The 19,712-nt window shown below is 52.4% G+C and carries 10 protein-coding genes; 3 read left to right on the top strand and 7 right to left on the bottom strand.

Translation table 11 applies throughout. The annotated features are described in order from the left end of the window. Nucleotides 1–24: 24 nt before the first annotated feature. From ST42_RS12390 to ST42_RS12380, 3 genes are all read right to left on the bottom strand, one after another. On the bottom strand, nt 25–2,691 hold the full coding sequence (locus tag ST42_RS12390; RefSeq protein ID WP_052488343.1) for an alpha-d-galacturonidase: 2,667 nt from the start codon (nt 2,689–2,691) through the stop codon (nt 25–27). Nucleotides 2,692–2,803: 112 nt separating this feature from the next. Next, nucleotides 2,804–4,918, bottom strand: a complete 2,115-nt coding sequence (locus ST42_RS12385) for an alpha-L-rhamnosidase-related protein (protein WP_044073720.1) — start codon at nt 4,916–4,918, stop codon at nt 2,804–2,806. Between the two features lie 9 nt (nt 4,919–4,927). Then, nucleotides 4,928–6,301, bottom strand: coding sequence for an MFS transporter (locus ST42_RS12380; RefSeq protein WP_042519941.1), 1,374 nt, complete (start codon nt 6,299–6,301; stop codon nt 4,928–4,930). 493 nt (nt 6,302–6,794) lie between these two features. Here ST42_RS12380 and ST42_RS12375 point away from each other — a divergent pair, with 493 nt between their 5' ends. Next, complete coding sequence (locus ST42_RS12375) at nt 6,795–7,370, top strand: hypothetical protein (protein ID WP_044073718.1); 576 nt, start codon at nt 6,795–6,797, stop codon at nt 7,368–7,370. A gap of 373 nt (nt 7,371–7,743) precedes the next feature. Beyond that, on the top strand, nt 7,744–10,077 hold the full coding sequence (locus ST42_RS12370) for a hypothetical protein (RefSeq protein WP_044073717.1): 2,334 nt from the start codon (nt 7,744–7,746) through the stop codon (nt 10,075–10,077). A 757-nt stretch (nt 10,078–10,834) separates the two neighbouring features. On the opposite strand, the gene ST42_RS12365 is transcribed toward ST42_RS12370, so the two are convergent. From ST42_RS12365 to ST42_RS12350, 4 genes are all read right to left on the bottom strand, one after another. Continuing rightward, nucleotides 10,835–12,598, bottom strand: a complete 1,764-nt coding sequence (locus tag ST42_RS12365; RefSeq protein ID WP_044073716.1) for a right-handed parallel beta-helix repeat-containing protein — start codon at nt 12,596–12,598, stop codon at nt 10,835–10,837. 374 nt (nt 12,599–12,972) lie between these two features. Continuing rightward, the gene (locus ST42_RS12360) at nt 12,973–15,087 is read right to left on the bottom strand and encodes an aceric acid hydrolase (protein ID WP_082028658.1); all 2,115 of its coding nucleotides are present in this window, start codon (nt 15,085–15,087) and stop codon (nt 12,973–12,975) included. Nucleotides 15,088–15,163: 76 nt separating this feature from the next. Further along, the gene (locus ST42_RS12355; protein ID WP_044073715.1) at nt 15,164–15,829 is read right to left on the bottom strand and encodes a DUF3826 domain-containing protein; all 666 of its coding nucleotides are present in this window, start codon (nt 15,827–15,829) and stop codon (nt 15,164–15,166) included. Nucleotides 15,830–15,888: 59 nt separating this feature from the next. Then, a complete protein-coding gene (locus ST42_RS12350) occupies nt 15,889–16,788 on the bottom strand; it encodes a sugar phosphate isomerase/epimerase family protein (protein ID WP_044073714.1) in 900 nt (299 codons plus the stop codon). A gap of 258 nt (nt 16,789–17,046) precedes the next feature. On the opposite strand from ST42_RS12350, the gene ST42_RS12345 reads away from it, so the two are divergent. Then, nucleotides 17,047–17,997: an endonuclease/exonuclease/phosphatase family protein gene (locus tag ST42_RS12345; protein ID WP_044073713.1), complete on the top strand. Its 951-nt coding sequence runs from the start codon at nt 17,047–17,049 to the stop codon at nt 17,995–17,997. Nucleotides 17,998–19,712 lie beyond the last annotated feature (1,715 nt).

The raw sequence follows: 19,712 nt of genomic DNA, 5'->3' as shown, positions 1-19,712 counted from the left end.
GGGTACAATGGCCGTTTGTCGGGGTTACATGAACAGCCAGTCCACTTCCGTTCCTGCGCCGTTGAGTTTGGCGTCGCGTATCTTCAGCTCGCTGTCAGTGAATCCTGCCACCATTATTATTCCCTTGGGCAGGTTTATCACATGGTGACCGGCAGGGAAGCTGTAGGCGTGGATGTTGGCTATCGGCATTGTGGTCATTATCAGTGCGTTGCTTATCACTGGCTCTGCCTGTCCGTATTCGTTTCCGGTAGCGTCGGTTTCGAGCTTCGGCGGACGGGCGAATTTTGTCTGGTCGTCAACGAAGAATCCCACGAGGAGTTTCACAGGCTTCGTGGCGGTGAACTCCACCGAGATACCCTTGATGCGTGCCGTGTCGCGGTTGAGCACCAGTGCCTTCATTCCCTGCAGTTCTGTTGCCAGCGTGTCCACAGCCTCATCGCGACCGGCAAAGAGGCGTGCGCCCTTCTTCAGCGTCACCACGGGGTAGTCGCTCAGGAGCGTCACTTCGCCCTTCTTGGCGTTGCCCTTGCCCGTCAGCGCATCATTCAGCTTGGCGATGTTCTCGCGGCGTGTGGCTGTCTTGTCGGTGGATGTGAGACTGGCGATGTTCTTCTTCAGGTTGTCGAGTTCCTGCTGATACACGGGCATCATCTCCTGCCATGTGCTGTATTTTCCGCCGTCGCCTCCCACAGGGATGCGGCGCTGCGAGGTGAGCATGCTGTTGGCGTTGTAGTATGTGTCGCGGGTCTTGTCCACGAGTGCCATATAGCAGCTGTCGCTCTGTTCGAGGAGCGGCACGGCTTTCTTGAGATAGCCGGCGTCTTTCGTCCATTTGTAGTTGAGCACCTGCTCGGCGGCAAGCACCTTGTAGCGGAACGAACGGGCGAAGTCGCTGTAGCAGTCGATGTCGTTGGCGAGTCTGAGGAATTCGTCCCTGTTCTTCGTCACGCTTGCCGCGAGTCCCTTCAGCGCCTCCTGTGCCTTTTCACCGTGTGCCACACACTGGTCCACGATGTCGAGAGGCAGTTCTCCAACGTGTTTCTCGTGTTTCCATTCCTTCTCCACATATTCTATGAGTTTCTCGCCCGTAGGTCCGCAGCTCTCATAGAATCCCGGATAGATGGTGTATTTGTATGGGTTGACGAGCTGGCTCATCTTCATTCCGAGCAGCAGACACTGGCGGTTGCCCTCTGTGATGCCGAAGCGTCGCAGCAGCTTGGGTGCTATCTCTCCACTCTGGTCATACGCCTCTATGATGCGGCCGGCGGTCAGCGTGTCGGTGCCGTAGTATTCTGCCAGGGTCTTCTTCCAGAATGTCTTGTCTTCTCCGCGGTGGCAGTTCCATGAGTATCGTCCCCATGCCTGATACCACATCCAGTCGCGGTCTATCTGCAGCTCCCTCTTTCCGTCGGGCAGCTTGTCGGCGGTGTAAGGCCAGTCCCAGTAGTTCGCCTGCGGATAGAGATGTAGTCCGTTGGCGTGGTGCACGTTGTGCATCGCCTGCACGGTTTTCTCTATGAACGTCGGTGAGCTCCATCGCCACGGTTCGAGGTTGGCGAGGATATGCACATTGCTGATATGCACGGGTGCTGCGGCGGCGAGCTGGCGGTGGGTCTCAGCCCATGGTCCTTGTGGCTGATAGGTGGTGAGCGACTCGCCGGTGTATTTGCTCATCGTATAGATGTTCTTGTATAGCGGCAGCGCCTCGTGTAGCACTCGCGGTCCGTCGGTGTCGTGTGATCTCAGGATAATTGGCGGTTCGTCGGTGCGTCCCGAAGCCTTCAGTCCGTCTTTGATGCCTGGAATGATGGTCTCGTTCATCCATTTAATGTCGTTGTCGACTCCCGACATCGCCTCTCCCAGACACACCAGGAAGCCCACATTGGGATAGTTCTCTATGAATGCCGCTATGCTCTTGCGTGTGTAGTCGGCGATGAGCGGCGTGATGGGGCGGTTGCGGTCTTGTGTCTTTATGCCGTAGTGGTCGGCGAAAGGTTTCGACACTATGATGTTGTAGAACATCTGTATCACGCGTATGCCTCGCTTGCCTGCCTCCTGGGTGAGGAAGGAGAACATCTCCTGGTTTTTCCGCATCGTGGCGTCGTCTACTTCGGGTGCGAAGGGATAGTCCTTGAGCTTCACGAGCGAGGCGAAGGGGTGGCCGTTCCACAGGAACACGGCGTTCATATTGTCGGCGGCGAGCATGTCGAGGTATTTCACCCACAGCTCCTTGTCGTAGAACCACGGGAAATTCTCTGGCGTATATGGGTATTCATATACTTTGTGGCCAGGCAGATACACGGTCTTCTGCAGTCCCACGCATGCTCCGCGGAGCTTCATCTCGGGTGCGTCAACGATGGTGTAGGGTATTTCGAGGGAGTTGTTCATCCTGAAATATTCCACGAGGCGGTTGGCGCCGTAGATGGCTCCCGAGGCATCGTTGCCGATGATGCTGATTTTCTTTCCCTTGCGCTGCAGCGAGAATCCTTCTGCCGGTTTCCCCACGGTGTCGCCGGCTATTCCGATGCTGATGCTATAGCCTTTGGGCATAGCCTTTATGTTGTTGGCGATGAGGGTAGCGGCATAGTCGGTCTGTGGCGACTGTGTCGTTGTCTTCACCAATGTGTCGTTGTGTCCACATGAGGCGAATGCCACAGCGGCAGCGAATGCTAATATCGTTTTGCTTGTCATATCTGTTTTAGTTGGGTGTGGCACGTGTGTCACGTTACCAGATTGTCCATTGTTCAAAAAAGTCGTTTTCTCCCGATTTCCGCAGAAGGCGGCTTTTCCTCCATAGCCGTCCTCAGAAACGGTCTATGCGGAGCTCCTTGCCCACGGGGATGTCGTATTTTCTGTCTCCCAATACGAGGACGCCTTTTCCGCCATCGCTCTTCACGCTGACGCTGGTGGCATCCATCTTCACTCTGACTTCTCCGAACGGTGTGGGCACGCTGCCCTGCATCCGTTTCAGTCCGCCGAGCACGGGGCGCACCTCATATTCCGTATAACCGGGTTTGGTGGGGCTGACGCCGAGAAAATATCTGCCTATGAGATATATCGGACTGGCTCCCCAGGCGTGGCAGAGGCTCTTGCCGTAGGGGCGGCCATACATGGCGAGATGTTCTGCTCCCTGGTCGGCGGGATTGTATTTCTCCCAGAAGCTGGTGGCTCCCTCGCCTATCATTCCTCCCCAATAGCCGAGAATCTCGGGCAGCACACGCTCCTGATATCCCATCCGGCACATCGCCTCGAGTTCGTAGAAGCGCATATATGGCGTGGTGATGGGTTCGATGTCGGAATTCAGCATCACGGAGTCCATTATCCGGCGCTTGTCATCGTCGTCCACCATATCATATATTATGGCGAACATATTTGGGAATGCCGTGATGTCACGGTTCATCCTGCCATCCTCTATGGCGTGCATGAAGGCGCTGCGGCTGTCGTCCCAGAAGGTGGGCTTGAGCTTTGACTTGAGGTCGGCGGCGAGCTTTCCGTAGCGGTCGGCATCCTTGGCGTATTCAGCGGTGGTGATGCTGCCTTGCGGAGGGTTCTGCAACGGGTTGTCGCGGAGCACCTCGGCACAGGTGTGCATGGTCTGGAATGCCTTGCAGAGCAGTATCTGTTCGAAACAGAGTGTGCCGCGCTTGTGCATAGGGAAATCCACCCAGTCAACGAATATCCAGTCGTCTTCCTTTCCCTCTGCCATCCCCTCGGGATTGAGTCTGCCGATGACATACTGCATGAGGGTCTGCATCCTGGGGTATATCTCTCTGACGAAACGGATGTCGCCGGTGTACTGATAGAAATCGAGCACCGACTTGAACCAATAGAACGTGTAGTCCATGATGGTGTTGACATGTGCCGTAACGGGGTCTTTGCCTCTGAGCTGACGGATGGTGCGGCGCACGCAGTCGGTATCGAAGCGCAGATAGTAGTTCATGAGATACGACTGAATGGCGTCGCCCGACCATGTCCAGCGGTCGCGCTTTATGCCATCCACGAAGAACTCGCGTGTGGTGAGGTCCATGGTATATGCCGCCACCTGCCATATCTTGTTGAGCCGGCGGTCGTCGCATCTGAACGAACCGCTCTTCTTGTGGCTGAACGCCGAATATTCATAGTCCATCGCCACATCAGAGAATGTTATCATCCCCTTTGCCTCCACCATCACGTAGCGGAACGCCTTGCTGTCGTCGAGCACTATCTCCACCTCTTCGTCGGCAAACCTGTTGGCGCGGAGGTCCAGGCGGTCGAGGGTCTCGCAGCGGTCCATGTCGAGGGCTTCCTCACGGCTCTCGCCATAGTATATGTTCAATATTCCCATGCCTGTCACGCCCTTGAGCCTGACATAGCCGAAGGTTTCGATTCCGAAATCAAACAGCCATTTGTTCTTGCCCGTCTGCTTTTTGCCAACGGGCTGCATCTCCGTTCTCTCCAGACTGTATGACGAGGGCGGGGTGTCGATATTGTCGAAGGTCCACGACGCGGCGGGCACGTAGATTCCCGAACCGTGGGCAACGCCATTCTCGTCTATCCATATCTTGTCTTCATAGGTGGCGAGCCATGTGTTGCCGCTCTTTATCGTCCTGCCCTTCACGTAGAGGGCTGGCGGCACCGACTGGTTGTGAACCTTGAAGTTGAGACGGTGGTCGCCTGCCGGCACGGTGAACCTGCCGGGCATGCCGAACTGCAGCTTGCCGTCGAGCATGAAATTGAAATCTCCCTCTGCGGCTATCGTTATCGTCTCTGCCTTGTCGAGGCTCACAGCGGTGGAGAACTCCACTGTGACGTAATGGCTGTCTTGCTTCCAGAACGGCGGAAACATCGCTCCGCGCTCCGTGCGGCGGTTGTTGAACTTGTTGCCGAGCCACACCTCAAAGTCGCCGGGATACCATATCCATGTTGCCTTGTTGTCCATATCGTTGTATTATATTTCTTTTCCGTATCTTTCTTCCGTAATCTGCTCCAGCGACTTGCCGCGGGTCTTGGGGGTCCAGATGGCTCCGATGAGAAGCGACACCACGAGAAGCGCCATCATCAGATAGGCGGCAAGGGTGAATCCCTCGCCTTCCTCGCCATAGATATTCACAAACACCAGTCCCCAGGCTGCCGACAGTCCGCGCACCATGAAGAACATCACGCCCTGGGCGGCGGCACGATATTTGGCCGGGAACAGTTCGGATGCCCACAGCGCATAGAAGCCCTGCACGGAGATTCCGCCCTGGATGCCCCAGAGCAGGGTGAAGAAGAGCAGGCCCGACATGCTGCCGATGCCCACAGTGACTATCATCACCCAAGCCAGCACTGCAGCGCCCACGCCAACGATATAGAGCAGGCGCTGGTTCACCTTGTCTACGAGCATCGAGAACACGAAGGTCATGAAGATTATTATCACCCACTGTCCGGCTGAGAGCATGTTTGCCTCGCCGTTTGAAAGTCCGCCTGCCGTCTCGTAGATATGCTGCTGGAAGAAGCCCATCACCGAACTGACGAGGTTCCAGGTGAGATACATTCCGGCAAGGAAAAGCATCGTGCGCACGTTGACCTTGTTGGAGAACAGGGTGCCGAAGGAGGCGAAGACGCTCTTCTTGCCTGACGGCTCATCTGAAGTCTGCTGCGACTGCGTGGCCTTCCATTCTGCCGACTCGTCGAGCTGGCGCTGAAGCAGCCAGGCTATCAGTGCCACCACGAAGAGGGAGGCGAAGACAATGCGGGAGCTGAACACGTTGATGGCGTCCTGCGAGGCGGCATCACCCAGAATCTGAACTGCCGACTGGCTGACGAGGGGGAACATGAAGCCTGCCTCGGCATTGTTGGTAGGCGGAGCGAGAAACCATCCCAGGAGCAGGATGATGAGCGGTCCGATGCCCCACGCCATCTGCGAGATGCCGATGTTTCGGCCTCGGTTGCCTATCTCCGAACTCTCAGAGATATAGGTCCACGATGCCGGCACTCCCACACCTACGCTGACTCCCGTGACCAGGAATCCGGCGAGGAGCATGGGGAAGCTGGTGGTGAAGACCACGAGCAGCACGCCCACCATATAGATGAGCATATTGTATGTGTATATCGCCTTCCTGCCGTATTTGTCGGCAAGGAATCCACCGATGATGGCTCCTATCGCCGCACCGAGACAGTTGGCGCTGATGGCGTTGAGGATTCCGAGATGCGACTCGGTGAGCGAGAGATAGTTTTTCCAAAGCGACAATCCGCTTGCGCCTGCCACGATGGCTCCGGCATCGAGATAGTTGGTGAGAGACACGGCGATGGTGCTCTTCAGACTGCTTTTGTTGTTTCCCATAATGTGTATGTCTGTATTTCGTTTTCTTTTCGTTTGCTTTCTCTTTTGGGGTGATCTGCCTTACGGGGCGGGATGCTCCTGAGTCTGTTCTCCGCTCATCCTACCAGTCCTGCAAATCATCAAAAATAAAGACGCTGAAACTGCTTTTTTGTACTATGCCATATCATGAGGTTTTCTCCCATTTTGGGGCAACGTGCTTGCCCACTTGGGGCAAGCTGCTTTCTCAACATGGGCAAGCACGTTGCCCCACCTGGGCACATTTTGTTGTCAGCTTCCTGCCCAATATTTTGACTTTTGAGGATGAGCAGTATGGGGTGAAAACAGGTGGAGTTGCATAATGATGCTGCCGGACTCCGACGAAATCCGGCTGCTCCGGGATGTGGATATTGTTGAGGTGAATGGGATTGAGGAGTATGTAAAATTTTTACCTGTCACATAACAACATTAGCTGATTTTTATTACTTTTGCAAAGTAATACCAAAATTATTATAGTATGAAAAAACTTCTTTTTACTTTATGTTGCTTGATTTTTGCAATAGCATCATTCGCACAATCCAATGCACATATCAAATTTATGGGTATTCCTCTTACTGGCACAATCGCACAATTCCAAGCGAAATTGGTTGCAAAAGGTTGTAAATACGATAAAATTACCAGTTCTAGTGTCCCTAATGGAACACGAGCTTTCAAAGGAACATTTGTAGGGAACGAAGTAGCAATATTCGTTTTTTATGATACAAAGACAAAGATAGTCTATAGGGCAAAAGCTGTGGTCAGCGGTGTTTCCGAAGATATAGCAGAGCAAGAGTATTCTAAAGTCAAAAACTTGCTATCTATAAAATATGGTTCTGACTCTGAAGATATGTATGTTGGAACACAGGACGGAAAGGAATCTGTTAGATTTATTTCTGCAAATGATGAAGATGAAATAAATGGTTCAATCGACCTTTTCATAACACAGGATGATGAAACTTGGATCCGTGCTCCATATAACTACAATTTACACATAGATTATAATGACAGTATAAATACATACAAACACAATAGCCAACAGCTTGATGAAATCTAATAGCTACAGAAGAATCGAACTATCAAGAGGCAGTTTCCATCTACCACAATCGGGCATCAGAATTCGGCACTGAAAGCCATCTGCGCATGTGCGACCAATTAAGATTGTGAACACGCGTGTTCACAATCTGCTTGTCGGGAAAGAGTAGATAGAAACAATTGTACTGTCAGGAAGTTATCCAATGTTGCCTTGTCAAATTGGTCCGTTATCATTTCAATGACATTTACCCGGCAACACAAAAAAAAAACCATTTTCATACGATATTCATGATAAGTATTTTTAAAAAGCATCATACATTTGTAAAATATTGATAATTTCCATAAATTTGCAGGAACAACAAACTATTTGTCACAATTAAATTCATAAGGGCATTATGAAAATCAGAAAAAACATCATCATAAGTATTTTAGGACTTATGACTTCGGCCGGGGCACTCGGTGGAAACATCTGTATGCCTCAACGAACAGAGGTGAAAGACTTCTGCTCTGTCATCTCACTAAACGACAAGACGGGAGACAGCAGACCGTTTGTACATTTCGTCACGACACTGTGGCCAAAGCTTGATACAGCCAGCGGCCGTGAAGCACTGGTGAAAATCCATCAGCTTGCCATGAAAGAATCTTATGGCAACGGAAACACGCCTAATGACAATGGGGACGTGCTGGGCAAGTTGCTTGAGATACTGGACAAGTTAGGGATTACCGGAGCTGACCTGACAAAAATGCTCGAATATATGAAGAAGGTGTATCCGCTCTATGTATTCCAGATAGAAAACCGTGTGCGTCCGGATATGGACCCCGACAACGGACTGACCGTTGACACCATATACCAGGCACCTATCGACGAGGCATATTACGGTCTGGCAAACGAGAAGAACAAATACGTGCCCGCCGGACTGTCTCTGCAGGAGATCGAGGAGCTGGAGAGCAATGGCGCTATCGGCAAGCGCAACGGCTCCTACGCATGGGGAATGGGTACATACAAAGACAAGCTCTACTGGTCTACCAACAACAACTATCTCTGCATGCAGGGCTATGGCAGTTTCGTGCAGCCGGGCGTGGGCGACAATGTGCCATACGAAAACAAGTGCTGGGCATGCGAATACGGACAGTCTACTTATGCCAAGGAAGCCTATGCCGACGGCGATGAGAACAGCAAGTATGCCGACATACGTCCGCCTCGCATATACAGCTATGACACGAAATCGGGCATCGTCACCGACATAACACCGTCGATAGATGAATATCCGATATTGAAAAACTGTCAGGGACTGCGCTCCTGCGGCATCCTTAACGGCGTAGTGTTCTTCGGCGGACCAGGCCTGTATGCCAGCGACTGGGACTCCAAGGTTTCGGCTGCCTTCGTGGCATACGATGCCGACAACGACCGCATTCTGGGAGTCAGCAGCCTGAGCGACGTTGACGGATGCAAGGTGGTGAACGTCAGACGATGGCGAGTAGTAAACAATGTTCTCTACGTCACCGTGGGCATAACGCATCCTACCACAGGCAAGAAGATCGGTGCACTGCTCCGCTGGTATGGCGACAAGAATGACCCGTGGAAATTCCATATCGTGGGACTCGTAGACAACGAGGCGGCAGAACTTGCCTGTTTCAACAACCGCATATATATAGGAACGTGGGCAACGGTGTCTGCCGTTCATGTCAGTCCGGAAATTCCTGAAGGAGGCTTCACTCCAGTCAGCATCGACAGCGAGATGTGGCCTAAAGTATGGACAAGTGATGTGGCGGAGCCGACAAAAACGCTCGGCCGTTCGATTACCTCCGTCGCCGGATTCCATGAGTGGCGCAACCATCTGTATTGGGGAGTGTTCTGTCCTAACTATTATGTGCTCTCTACGGCACAGTCAACATACGGATCCCTGACCTCGCCTGACGCCCTGGCTTTCATTCTCGGCAACTACCGCACACCGTCGTTCTGGCGCATCGACAAAGACAACAACTATGAGTTGCTCTATGGTGACACTACGAACCCGAAACCTGTATACGACAAGGAAGGAAAAATTGAAAACTGGGAACTGGAACCTAGCGGACTGGAAGCCAAGTGGGGACGAGGAGGCTTTGGAAACCTCTGGACCATATATATATGGGCAATCCAGGAATATGACGGCAATATGTATGTAGGTACGATGGACCTGTCTAACCTTGCCGATGCTGCAGGTTCGAACCTCGTGGGCGACGCAAGCTTTGCCACACTGTCGAAACTGCTCACCGGCCTTGACGCGAATGACGAGGGCTTTGAACTTCTGCGCATGACCGACGAGGAAGAGGCTCCGAAATACATCACCGAGAACGGCTTCAACAATGCACAGCAGTATGGCGTAAGAAATCTTGAGGTTCTTGACGGCAGACTGATGCTTGGTTCTGCATCCATGTCGAGCCTAAAGCCAAATGGCGGATGGCACGTGCTCAGTATTACTGACGACAAGAATTCTGCCTCTGTCAGCCAGAGCATGATAAAGAAGCCGGGCATAATAATGGAGCGCAACGCCGGATACATAAACCTTGCCACCGTGGGTGGCGAGAGGATTACCGCCATTGAGGTATACGATGCTGCCGGCCGCAGAATCAACTCTGCCCGTCCTGACAGTCATCTGGCTTCTATTCCATTGCAGAATGTCAAAGGTGTCAATATCATCAAGGTTACTTCTGAAAAAGGGGAATGGGAGATCAAAGCCGGTTTATAACCTCCTGACTGACAAAAGAGATCTTATAAAAAACGAAAGACTGCAAGCAGTCATAAAATCCCCAAACTGCCTAATGAACGTTTGGCGATAAACAACGACCAGGTTACTGTAGGAAAAAAGCAATCCATATTATTATCCCAAATCGGTCATTAGGCCGTTTAATGTATAATTTTAATAACTGCTTGCAGTCTTTTGCTTTTTATAAGGCGTCTTTTGCTCGTTTTTAATTCGCAATAGCCCGCTATTACTCATTAAAAGCCAAACAAAATCCACTCTTCTAAAAAACAAAATCCATGCAAGCCCTAATGACCGATTTGGGATTATTGGAATATCCGGATTGCAGCATTACGGTAACCTGATCGTTTTCTTTGGGAGGCCAGACGACCTCCGTCAATTATTCCATCATCACTTGATTCTATACATCCTGAACAATTTCGCAGAACACATACAGACAGATACACTACGAAAATTCCCCACAGCGTGGGGAATGAAACCCCACATTAGGGGGATTCGTTCCCCACGCTGTGGGGGAAAATTACGACTTGAATGAATGTCTGGCAATCAACGAAACACTACAGCAAACAAAAAGCCCACACGCAATGTGAGGGCCCCCATGATACATTATTGCCTCACGGCAAAAACTAACAGGTTATTATGAAGAATGTTTGGATTGTCTTTATCCATGTCTGACGCCGGACGGCAGCAGGACTGTAGTCTGCTGACGCTATGGCAGAAAAGCAATCTGTCCGTCGGGGCGTCATTGCTTCTGGATTCCAGCTTTCGCCTTGATGCTGTCGGCAACGGCAGGACCGTTGTTTTCCCATGTGTTGCACGGGCCGTTGGCATTCTTGAGGAATTTCTCTGCCGGAGTCCAGTTGTTCCTCACGGTGATGCAGGATGATCCCTCGTCGGTGTAGAGATAGAACCAGTGGTTGGGATCGTGGGCATAGCCGGGAGTATAGATGTCTCTCACCACATTGCCCTCTATCAGCGTGTGGGGCTGCGAACCGAGGGTGTAGATGCCGGCAGTGTCGTACATGTGCTTGGCGTAGTGGTGGATGAGGTTGCCGCTGATGAGATTGTTTGCCATGGAGCACGGCTGCTGGTTCCATCCCCACCCCATACTGATGCCGGTGTATGAGATTTCGGAAATCTCGTTGTGCAGGATTCTGATGTCGCGCACGAATCCGGCTCCGATTCCCACGCATCCCCAGTCCTCGTTGGTCACGTCGGTGATGAGGTTGTTGTCGATTGTCAGTCCGGTGCAGATAATGCGCGAGTCTGAAGGATTGTATGGCAGATGTGCCTCATGGGTGTCGGGACCGAAGCTGCCTGCCAATATGCCGTTGCCGCCGATGTCGCGGACGGTGCAGTGGCTGATGTTTCCGCCCTTGGTATATTCATGGAATTCCACTCCCGTAGAGGCGCAATGCTCGAAGGTGCAGCGGAGGAAGTCCACGTCTTCGGCACAGTCCACGCTGACAGCTGCCGCCGGACGGCCTACCCATCCCTGGTTGTCGAGCTTATGGTCGCCGTTGGGGCGTATCATCTTTGGTCTCAGCTTATATGCCTCAGTCATATACATGCCTGCCTGGAGCGGGGCATGACCGCTGACGGATGGTCTCATCCATGTGGCATGGCTGAAGGTAACGCCTTCGAAGGTGACGCCACGCACGGGATTGTCGGGTGTGCCGCATACGCGGAGCAGGGTCTCCACGGCTGGAGCCTCAACATCTGCCGTAGCCATATTCTCGCCCTTGAGCGGGATATAGTATACTTTCTGTTCCCTGGCATCGAGATACCACTCTCCGGGAGTGTCGAGCAGCGCCTTGTCGTTGGTGAGATAGAAGGCGGAGTTGTGGCCGTCGGTTGTCACCATCGGCGATGGCCAGGGGTGCATGAAATGGATGTGGCTCTCGGGCTGATGGAAGGTGACGGCGGCGCTGTCGCCTTGTATTCTGACACTCTTGATGCGCAGGTTTGCCACACACCACATCTCGTGTATCACCATCTCGACATGACGGGCATGGAGTATCTTTCTGACGGCTGCCGCCGGAACATAGAGTGTCTCGTTCTTCTTGTCGATGCTTCTGATGCGATACATGTTCTCGAAGTCGCTCACATCTCTGGCTCTCACTGCCTTCCTGCCGTTTATCCACAACTGGCGGAACTCCAGCGGACGGCCGTTGAACTCGGGCACATCGGCTACGTATGCCTTGCCCTGCTTCGTCCATCCCTTTATCTGCACTCCGCCGCTCACCACGGCATTGCCGTCGGCTATGATGCGTGTGCCGCTGTCTTCGGGCCTTACCGTGACGGTCTGGTTCAACCGGTAGGTGCCTGCCTGGAGGCGGATGGTCACGTCTTTGGCTCCCTCCATGCGGCGCGCCTCTCTTGCCTGCTGCAGTGCCTGCTCTATGGCGTAGGGTCCTGGCTTCACCACAATGTCGGTGGCGAAGGCTATATTACTGATGATTGCCGAAAGGATTACGGCTATTGATCTGATATTCATTTTTTTTATTGTTTGTTACTCCGTTTATGGAGGACCTATTTAGGTTAAACTCAAATCGTGCCAGAGGTAAAAGTAACCAGTCCCAAGGTATCAGTCCCTCCCCTACGGGGGAGGTTAGGTGGGGGCTGATGTCTGAAGATTTGTTTCACATCATGACTAATTAATCTGCCAATGATTGCAGCCACCTCTCGTTCTCCCCCGAAGGGGAGATGCCGATTACTCTGCTTCTGTCAAGGACTAATGACAATAGATCACTCCGCTTTGTCAAGGACTGTCGAAATAAACAGATGGCGTCAAACAGTCAAGGGTATCAGTCCCTCCCCTACGGGGGAGGTCAGGTGGGGGCTGGAAGTCAGCAGTTTTGACATATCAAGACAGATTACTCAATCCAACGATGCCGGAATCCATACTGTCATCTCGCTCTTTCCTCTGTTGCCCCAGGCATAGTATGGGATGAAGCGCACGGTCTGTGTATGCTTCTTTGCCGTTGCCTCGCGATAGAGCTGTCCCTTCCACGACGGCTCGCTGCGGTTTATCACTTCTGCCTCAAGTGCCTTCACGCGGCTGCCGTCGATGGTCATGTCAACGGGAGTGAACTTGGAGTTGAGCGGAATGGCGATATCGTCGATTCGCGCACCGCCCAGGTCGTTGCTCTCAAGACAGTATACTATAGGTCCGCGCTGCACGGCTACCTGTCCGCGGCTCTCCTCCACGAGTGGGTTTGCCTCTATCAGACGTGTGCGCATCGGCATGCTGAGTGTCACCACGTCGCCTTTCTTCCATGTGCGTGTCACTGTGGCGTAGGTGCCGGCTGTTGCCTCGATGGTCTGCTGAGCGCCGTTCACGAGTATCGTGGCTCCCTCGGTACACCAGTCCGGCACACGGAGCCGTATCCCGAACTGCTTCTTTCCCTTCAGCTTGTCGATGGTCAGCTCCACGGTGCCGTCCCACGGATAGTCGGTGGTCTGCGAGATGGCGATATCGCCGATGCCGTCGATGCGGGTGTTGAGGGTGTTGTCGCCGTAGAGGTTCACGTATATCTCGTTCTTGCCGATGGAATAGGCATAGTCTTGTGCCTCGCAGAGGGTGCGCAACGTGTTAGGCGGACAGCAGAAGCAGCTGATATACTCGGTGCGCTCCTTGGGCCAGCGCAGCTTGTATGGCAGGTCTGCCGAGATGCGCATGGGGTTGGTATAGAAATATTTCTTTCCGTCGAGACTGATGCCGGGCAGTATGCTGTTGTATAGGCAGTTCTCCACCACATCGGTGTATTTGGCATCTCCTGTGGCTGCAAACATGCGCCAGTTGAAGAAGAGGTTTCCGATGTTGGCGCATGTCTCGTTGTGTGCCGTGGAGTGTGGCAGCTGGTAGGGGCGGCCATAGCTCTGGTGCACTTTCTGCACGTTGTCGGGCTTATAGTCGGTACCGTCGGGCGAAGTGCCGTCGTAGAGTGCTCCGCAGGCTCCGGTGATATACATCTTGCGTGTCACGATGTCGGTCCAGATGGCGTCGAGGTTCTTCTTCAGCTGTTCTTCGCCGCTCTCCAGATAGAGGTCTGCCACACCGGCATACAGATAGTTTGCCCTCACCGAATGACCCATGGCATTATACTGCTGGCGGAAGGGCACGCGGTCCTGGTTGTCGTCGGTGCCGTTTTCCACCTTGCCTCTTATGTCAATGAGTTTCTCTGATAGTTCCAGATATTTGGGGTCGCCGGTCTCGCGATACATCTCCGTCACCGCCATATAGTGTGACGGGCAGATGGCGTTGCGGGCGAGTTCGTCGGAGGCTCGCTTATAGAAATCATAGAGGAAGTCGGCTGCCTTCACCGCACAGTTGAAGAGCGTGTTCTTGCCCGTGGCTCTCTTGTGCATGATGCCGGCAGTGATGAGATGTCCCAGGTTGTAGGTCTCGAAGTTGAGCCGGTTGCCGAAGGCTCCGTCTTTTCCCGTTCCCACCTTTGTTCCGATGGTCTCGTTCTCCTTCGCCTCCTCCTTGGCGCTCTGCTGCCTGTTCATCTCGGCTATGATGACTGGAGTGTGGAGGTATCCGTCGGGGCGCTGCGACTTTTGGATGAGTTCCACGAAGCGGTCGATTATCTTGCCCACTTCCGGGTCTTTGTTCACGGCATATACCGCCGTCAGTGCCTCAAGCCATTTATACATGTCGCCGTCGTGGAATGGTGGTCCGTGGCGCTTTCCCTTTTTCTCTCCGGCTGCTATGAGGAAGTTGTTCCAGCCGTGTCCCGTGTCAGACTTCCATGTCTCCCACATGCTCTGCACTGATGTGCCGCTGAACACTCCGAAGCGCTCGCCCCAGAATCCGCCGGTCCATCTCACGGCGCTGAGCGGTGTTGACGACACCACGGCGTATTTGCTCTTGCCGGTGTCGGTGATGCCGTTTTTCTGTGCTGCCGACGGCAGTACTGCCATCGACAGTGCTGCCATCAGTCCTAATCCTCTGAGAGGAATGATACTGTGTATTATCTTTTTTGCCATTTGTATTCCTGGTGTTTAACCCAAATCGGTAATTAGGACGTTTAATGTATCTTTTTTCTGACTACTTGCAGGGTTATTACAACGTTCCGCCTCTTGCCTTCACTCTCTTTGCCCACTGCTCGCGCTCCTTGGTGAGGTTGTAGCCGCGCTTGGAGAGCCAGTTGTTAATCCTGCCCTTGTATTTGCCGAATGCCTCATGCTTCTTCTTGGAGCTCTCGGCATCGATGGCAAACTCGCGGCCCTCCTTGAGCCAGGCGAGAATCTGCACCTTCTCTTCTTCTTTCAGCGTGGGTATCATGTCGCACTGCGCCGTGTATGTCACGTTCACTACATTGTATGTCAGCACGTCCTTCACGGTCTCCACCTCTGCATCGGTGAGATATACCGAAAGGTCGGCGATGAATCCGAAATGACTCTTGTAGAGCTTCTGGTCTTTCAACATCTCAGCATATTCCATCTTCTCTTTCTTGGCGTCGCCGGTAAGGGTCTTTGCCACTGCCTTGATGCTGTCGCGCTCTGAATATATGTCGTTGAGCTTGAAATAGCGGTTTGCCACGATGTTGAGCACCTGAGTACCCTTCTCCGTACCGGTGATCTTCAGTGCGTCGGTCACCTTCTGCGAACGCTGCATGATTGTCTCCACATACTTAGGGTCGCGACCTGCTGAATCGAGGTCTACCGCACTGGCGGTGAGGGTGCCCCAGACCATTAGTGCGGCTGCCATGACGAATAATTTCTTCATATTTTTATATATGTGTGCTTAGTTGATTATATGTATAATGTGTACTTATCTATAAGTCCTTATCTGCCGGTTTTCTCCTTGCCGAATATTTCCTTTAGATATCTCACGTTCTCTCCATAGTTCTTCTTCACGTTGCGCACGTCGGTCACGTCGCGGCTCCTCTCCACGAAGAGCCATCCCGACCATCCCATCTTGTCGAGCGTACGCTTCACTGCCGGCATGTCTATCGCCTTGTCGTGGCGGAGCCACACTCCGTCGGTGTTGCTGGCATGAATGGCGCAGATGTTGCCGCTGCCGAGCTTCCGCAGGTCTTTGCTGATGTCGCGGCGGTGCTCCACGGCGGTCTGCAACTTATAGAATATCTTTATGCCCTTTGAACCGATTTCCCGCAGCAGACGCTTGTTGCCCTTGGCGTCGAGCGGTGTGTCGATGCCTATCACCTTGCCGCGGCGGTGTGCCATCTCGCCTGCCTCATGCAGACGCTCCACTATCTCGCGGCGCAGCGGCAGAGAGTCGGTCCAGTTGTTGCCGCATCCGCCAAGGGGCAGGAATGCCACGGTGGCATCCATCACGTCCATCGTGTTGAGACAGTCTTCCACGAGCCAGCGCCACGATTTCTTCCGGGCGAAGCTCTGACCATAGAAGCCCGACATTGCCACTGCTCCCACCTCTATGCCGAGACTGTCGGCGGTGTGGCGGAATTTCCTTGCCATCTCCGGCTGGCGCATCTTGTTGTCGAAGGAGTCGCGCTTGCCGAGTCCACCCATGTCCATCTCCAGTCCGTCGCAGCCCAGCTCTTTGGCGAGCTTGAACTCTCCGAGTTTCTGGCGCTTCAGCACCATCCAGTCGCACACTCCCACCCGATAGCGGTTTTGTGCCATAGCCACATCGGGCAGCATCATCGAAAGCAACACGATGATAAGGGACAAATATTTCTTTATATCTCTCTTTTGCAACATACGGTTATTTTTTAGTTGACGAGTTAACGAGTGGACAAGTTGACGAGCCGACAAGGATGTCATCTGACCACCGACAATTTGCCCACCGTATCATATAGACGGACAAAGGGGGAATTTGTAACTTGGTGATGGGATTATTTCCTGTTTCCACAATTATGAAGTATATTTGCAACGCATACTCTCACAATCGGTTTTGAGGCTGCTTGGGGATTAATCCCAATCGGTCATCGGCTGTTTGGAACTTAACATCTACACTCTATGCTTACATCGCTGATTCTCGGAATATTCACCTTCGTGCAGCTAAACTGCGAAAACCTCTTCGACTGCACACACGACTCGCTCAAGCAGGACACGGAATACCTGAGCGACAGTCCGCGCCACTGGAACTCCAACAGATACTGGAAGAAACTGGGTAACATATCCAAGGAGATTCTGGCTTGTGGACACAAGGACGAAAGGGGCACTGACCTGATTCCCGACCTCGTGGCGCTATGCGAGGTTGAGAACGACTCCGTGTTGCACTATCTCACGAAACGCGGTCTGCTGAGAAACGCGAAATATGAATATGTGATGACAGATTCGCCCGACCAGCGTGGCATCGACGTGGCGCTGCTGTATTCACCGATGTCGTTCCGGCTGATTGACTCTTATCCGTTGAGGGTGACGCCGCTGAAGGGGATGCGGTCTACGCGCGACATACTGTATGCCACGGGCGAAGTGGCGAGCGGCGACACCATCCATGTGTTCGTGCTCCATGCGCCGAGCCGCTTCTCGGGCAAAAGCAAGACAACGCCATACAGGATGCAGGTGATGCAGCGGCTGATGGCATCGGTGGACTCCATACGCAGCATACACCCCGACCCGATGATTATCGTGTCGGGTGATTTCAATGATGAGTCGAAGGACAAGTCGATACGCTTTCTTGAGGCCGGCAGACTGTCGGAGGTGTCAGCTGGCGTCAAGGGGAGCCACGGGGCTAAGGGCACGTATAAATATCAGGGCATGTGGCAGAGCATCGACCACATCCTCGTGAGCCACAGGATGAGGGAAAGGCTCAAGGGATGCTTCGTCAACGACCTGCCGTTTCTGATGGAGAGCGACGAGAAGTTTGGCGGGATGAAACCTTTCAGGACCTACAACGGATACAGATACGCCAACGGATTCAGCGACCATCTGCCACTGGTGGCGCAGTTTGAACTTGAGGAATAATGCCCATGGCTGGTTTCTATGTATTGAATATCAGCCCCTCTCGGTCTCAAACCCATCCTAACCTTCCCAAAGGGCAACCCATCCTAACCTTCCCAAAGGGCAACCCATCCTAACCTTCCCAAAGGGCAACCCATCCTAACCTTCCCAAAGGGCAACCCATCCTAACCTTCCCAAAGGGAAGGAACAAGTTACTCTGCTTACCGACTTTAGCCCCACCTAACCTCCCCCGAAGGGGAGGGACAGATACCATTGGCTGTTGAATATTGTCTGATTATCATTTGTAGTTGTCTGATTATCAATCGTTTATCAATAGCGATAGTAACTGTCCCTCCCCTTCGGGGGAGGCTAGGTGGGGGCTGAAAACAATTAGGCTTAGTAATAGCTTGTCCCTTCCCATGGGGAAGGTTAGGATGGGTTATCATACGGGGGAGGTTAGGTGGGGGCTGATAGCGGAAAGCGGTTCATATATATCATGACAAATTACTCTGTCTATGATTTCAGCCAATCATTTCAGCCCCCTCTCGGTCTCCCCCGTTGGGGAGATGCTGGTTACTACGTAACTGTCAAGGACTGGTTGACAAAGGTTACTCTTGTTACTGACAAGGGCTAGTTGACAAAGGTTACTCTTGTTACTGACAAGCCACGAATAATCAGCTAGCTACAGACAACAATCAGACAGGCAATGGTATCTGTCCCTCCCCAACGGGGGAGGTTAGGTGGGGGCTGATAGCGGAAAGCGGTTCATATATATCATGACAAATTACTCTGTCTATGATTTCAGCCAATCATTTCAGCCCCCTCTCGTTCTCCCCCGTTGGGGAGATGCTGGTTACTACGTTACTGTCAAGGACTAGTTGACAAAGGTTACTCTTGTTACTGACAAGCCACTAATAATCAGCTAGCTACAGACAACAATCAGACAGGCAATGGTATCTGTCCCTCCCCAACGGGGGAGGTTAGGTGGGGGCTGATAGCGGAAAGCGGTTCATATATATCATGACAAATTACTCTGCCAATGATTTCAGCCAATCATTTCAGCCCCCTCTCGTTCTCCCCCGTTGGGGAGATGCTGGTTACTACGTTACTGTCAAGGACTGGTTGACAAAGGTTACTCTTGTTACTGACAAGGGCTAGTTGACAAAGGTTACTCTTGTTACTGACAAGCCACTAATAATCAGCTGGCTATAGACAACAATCAGATAGATGATGGTATCTGTCCCTCCCCAACGGGGGAGGCTAGGTGGGGGCTGATAGCGGAAAGCGGTTCATATATATCATGACAAATTACTCTGCCAATGATTTCAGTCAATCATTTCAGCCCCTCTCGTTCTCCCCCGTTGGGGAGATGCAGGTTACTACGTTACTGTCAAGGACTGGTTGACAAAGGTTACTCTTGTTACTGACAAGGGCTAGTTGACAAAGGTTACTCTTGTTACTGACAAGCCACTAATAATCAGCTAGCTACAGACAACAATCAGACAGGCAATGGTATCTGTCCCTCCCCAACGGGGGAGGTTAGGTGGGGGCTAAAACCAATATTCGGAGTAACCTGTTCCTTCCCTTGGGGAAGGTTAGGATGGGTAAAAAATGGTTCTTCCGTTAAATGCATAGATAGAAAAAAATATTTATATTATGATAAAAATAAAGCTGGCATCATCTATCTTTGTAGTGACCAAACTCAATGATAAATGAATGCCAGCATAATGCATAAAGCT

This window comes from Prevotella pectinovora (assembly GCF_000834015.1).
Classification (GTDB): Bacteria; Bacteroidota; Bacteroidia; order Bacteroidales; family Bacteroidaceae; genus Prevotella; species Prevotella pectinovora.
Note: the sequence above shows the minus strand (reverse complement) of the source record. Positions and strands in the feature narration are given on the sequence as shown.

Bases quoted from the DNA above. Each gene is read 5' to 3' on its own strand.
- ST42_RS12390 (WP_052488343.1), bottom strand. From the start codon at position 2,691: ATGACAAGCAAAACGATATTAGCATTCGCTGCCGCTGTGGCATTCGCC.
- ST42_RS12385 (WP_044073720.1), bottom strand. From the start codon at position 4,918: ATGGACAACAAGGCAACATGGATATGGTATCCCGGCGACTTTGAGGTG.
- ST42_RS12380 (WP_042519941.1), bottom strand. From the start codon at position 6,301: ATGGGAAACAACAAAAGCAGTCTGAAGAGCACCATCGCCGTGTCTCTC.
- ST42_RS12375 (WP_044073718.1), top strand. From the start codon at position 6,795: ATGAAAAAACTTCTTTTTACTTTATGTTGCTTGATTTTTGCAATAGCA.
- ST42_RS12370 (WP_044073717.1), top strand. From the start codon at position 7,744: ATGAAAATCAGAAAAAACATCATCATAAGTATTTTAGGACTTATGACT.
- ST42_RS12360 (WP_082028658.1), bottom strand. From the start codon at position 15,087: ATGGCAAAAAAGATAATACACAGTATCATTCCTCTCAGAGGATTAGGA.
- ST42_RS12355 (WP_044073715.1), bottom strand. From the start codon at position 15,829: ATGAAGAAATTATTCGTCATGGCAGCCGCACTAATGGTCTGGGGCACC.
- ST42_RS12350 (WP_044073714.1), bottom strand. From the start codon at position 16,788: ATGTTGCAAAAGAGAGATATAAAGAAATATTTGTCCCTTATCATCGTG.
- ST42_RS12345 (WP_044073713.1), top strand. From the start codon at position 17,047: ATGCTTACATCGCTGATTCTCGGAATATTCACCTTCGTGCAGCTAAAC.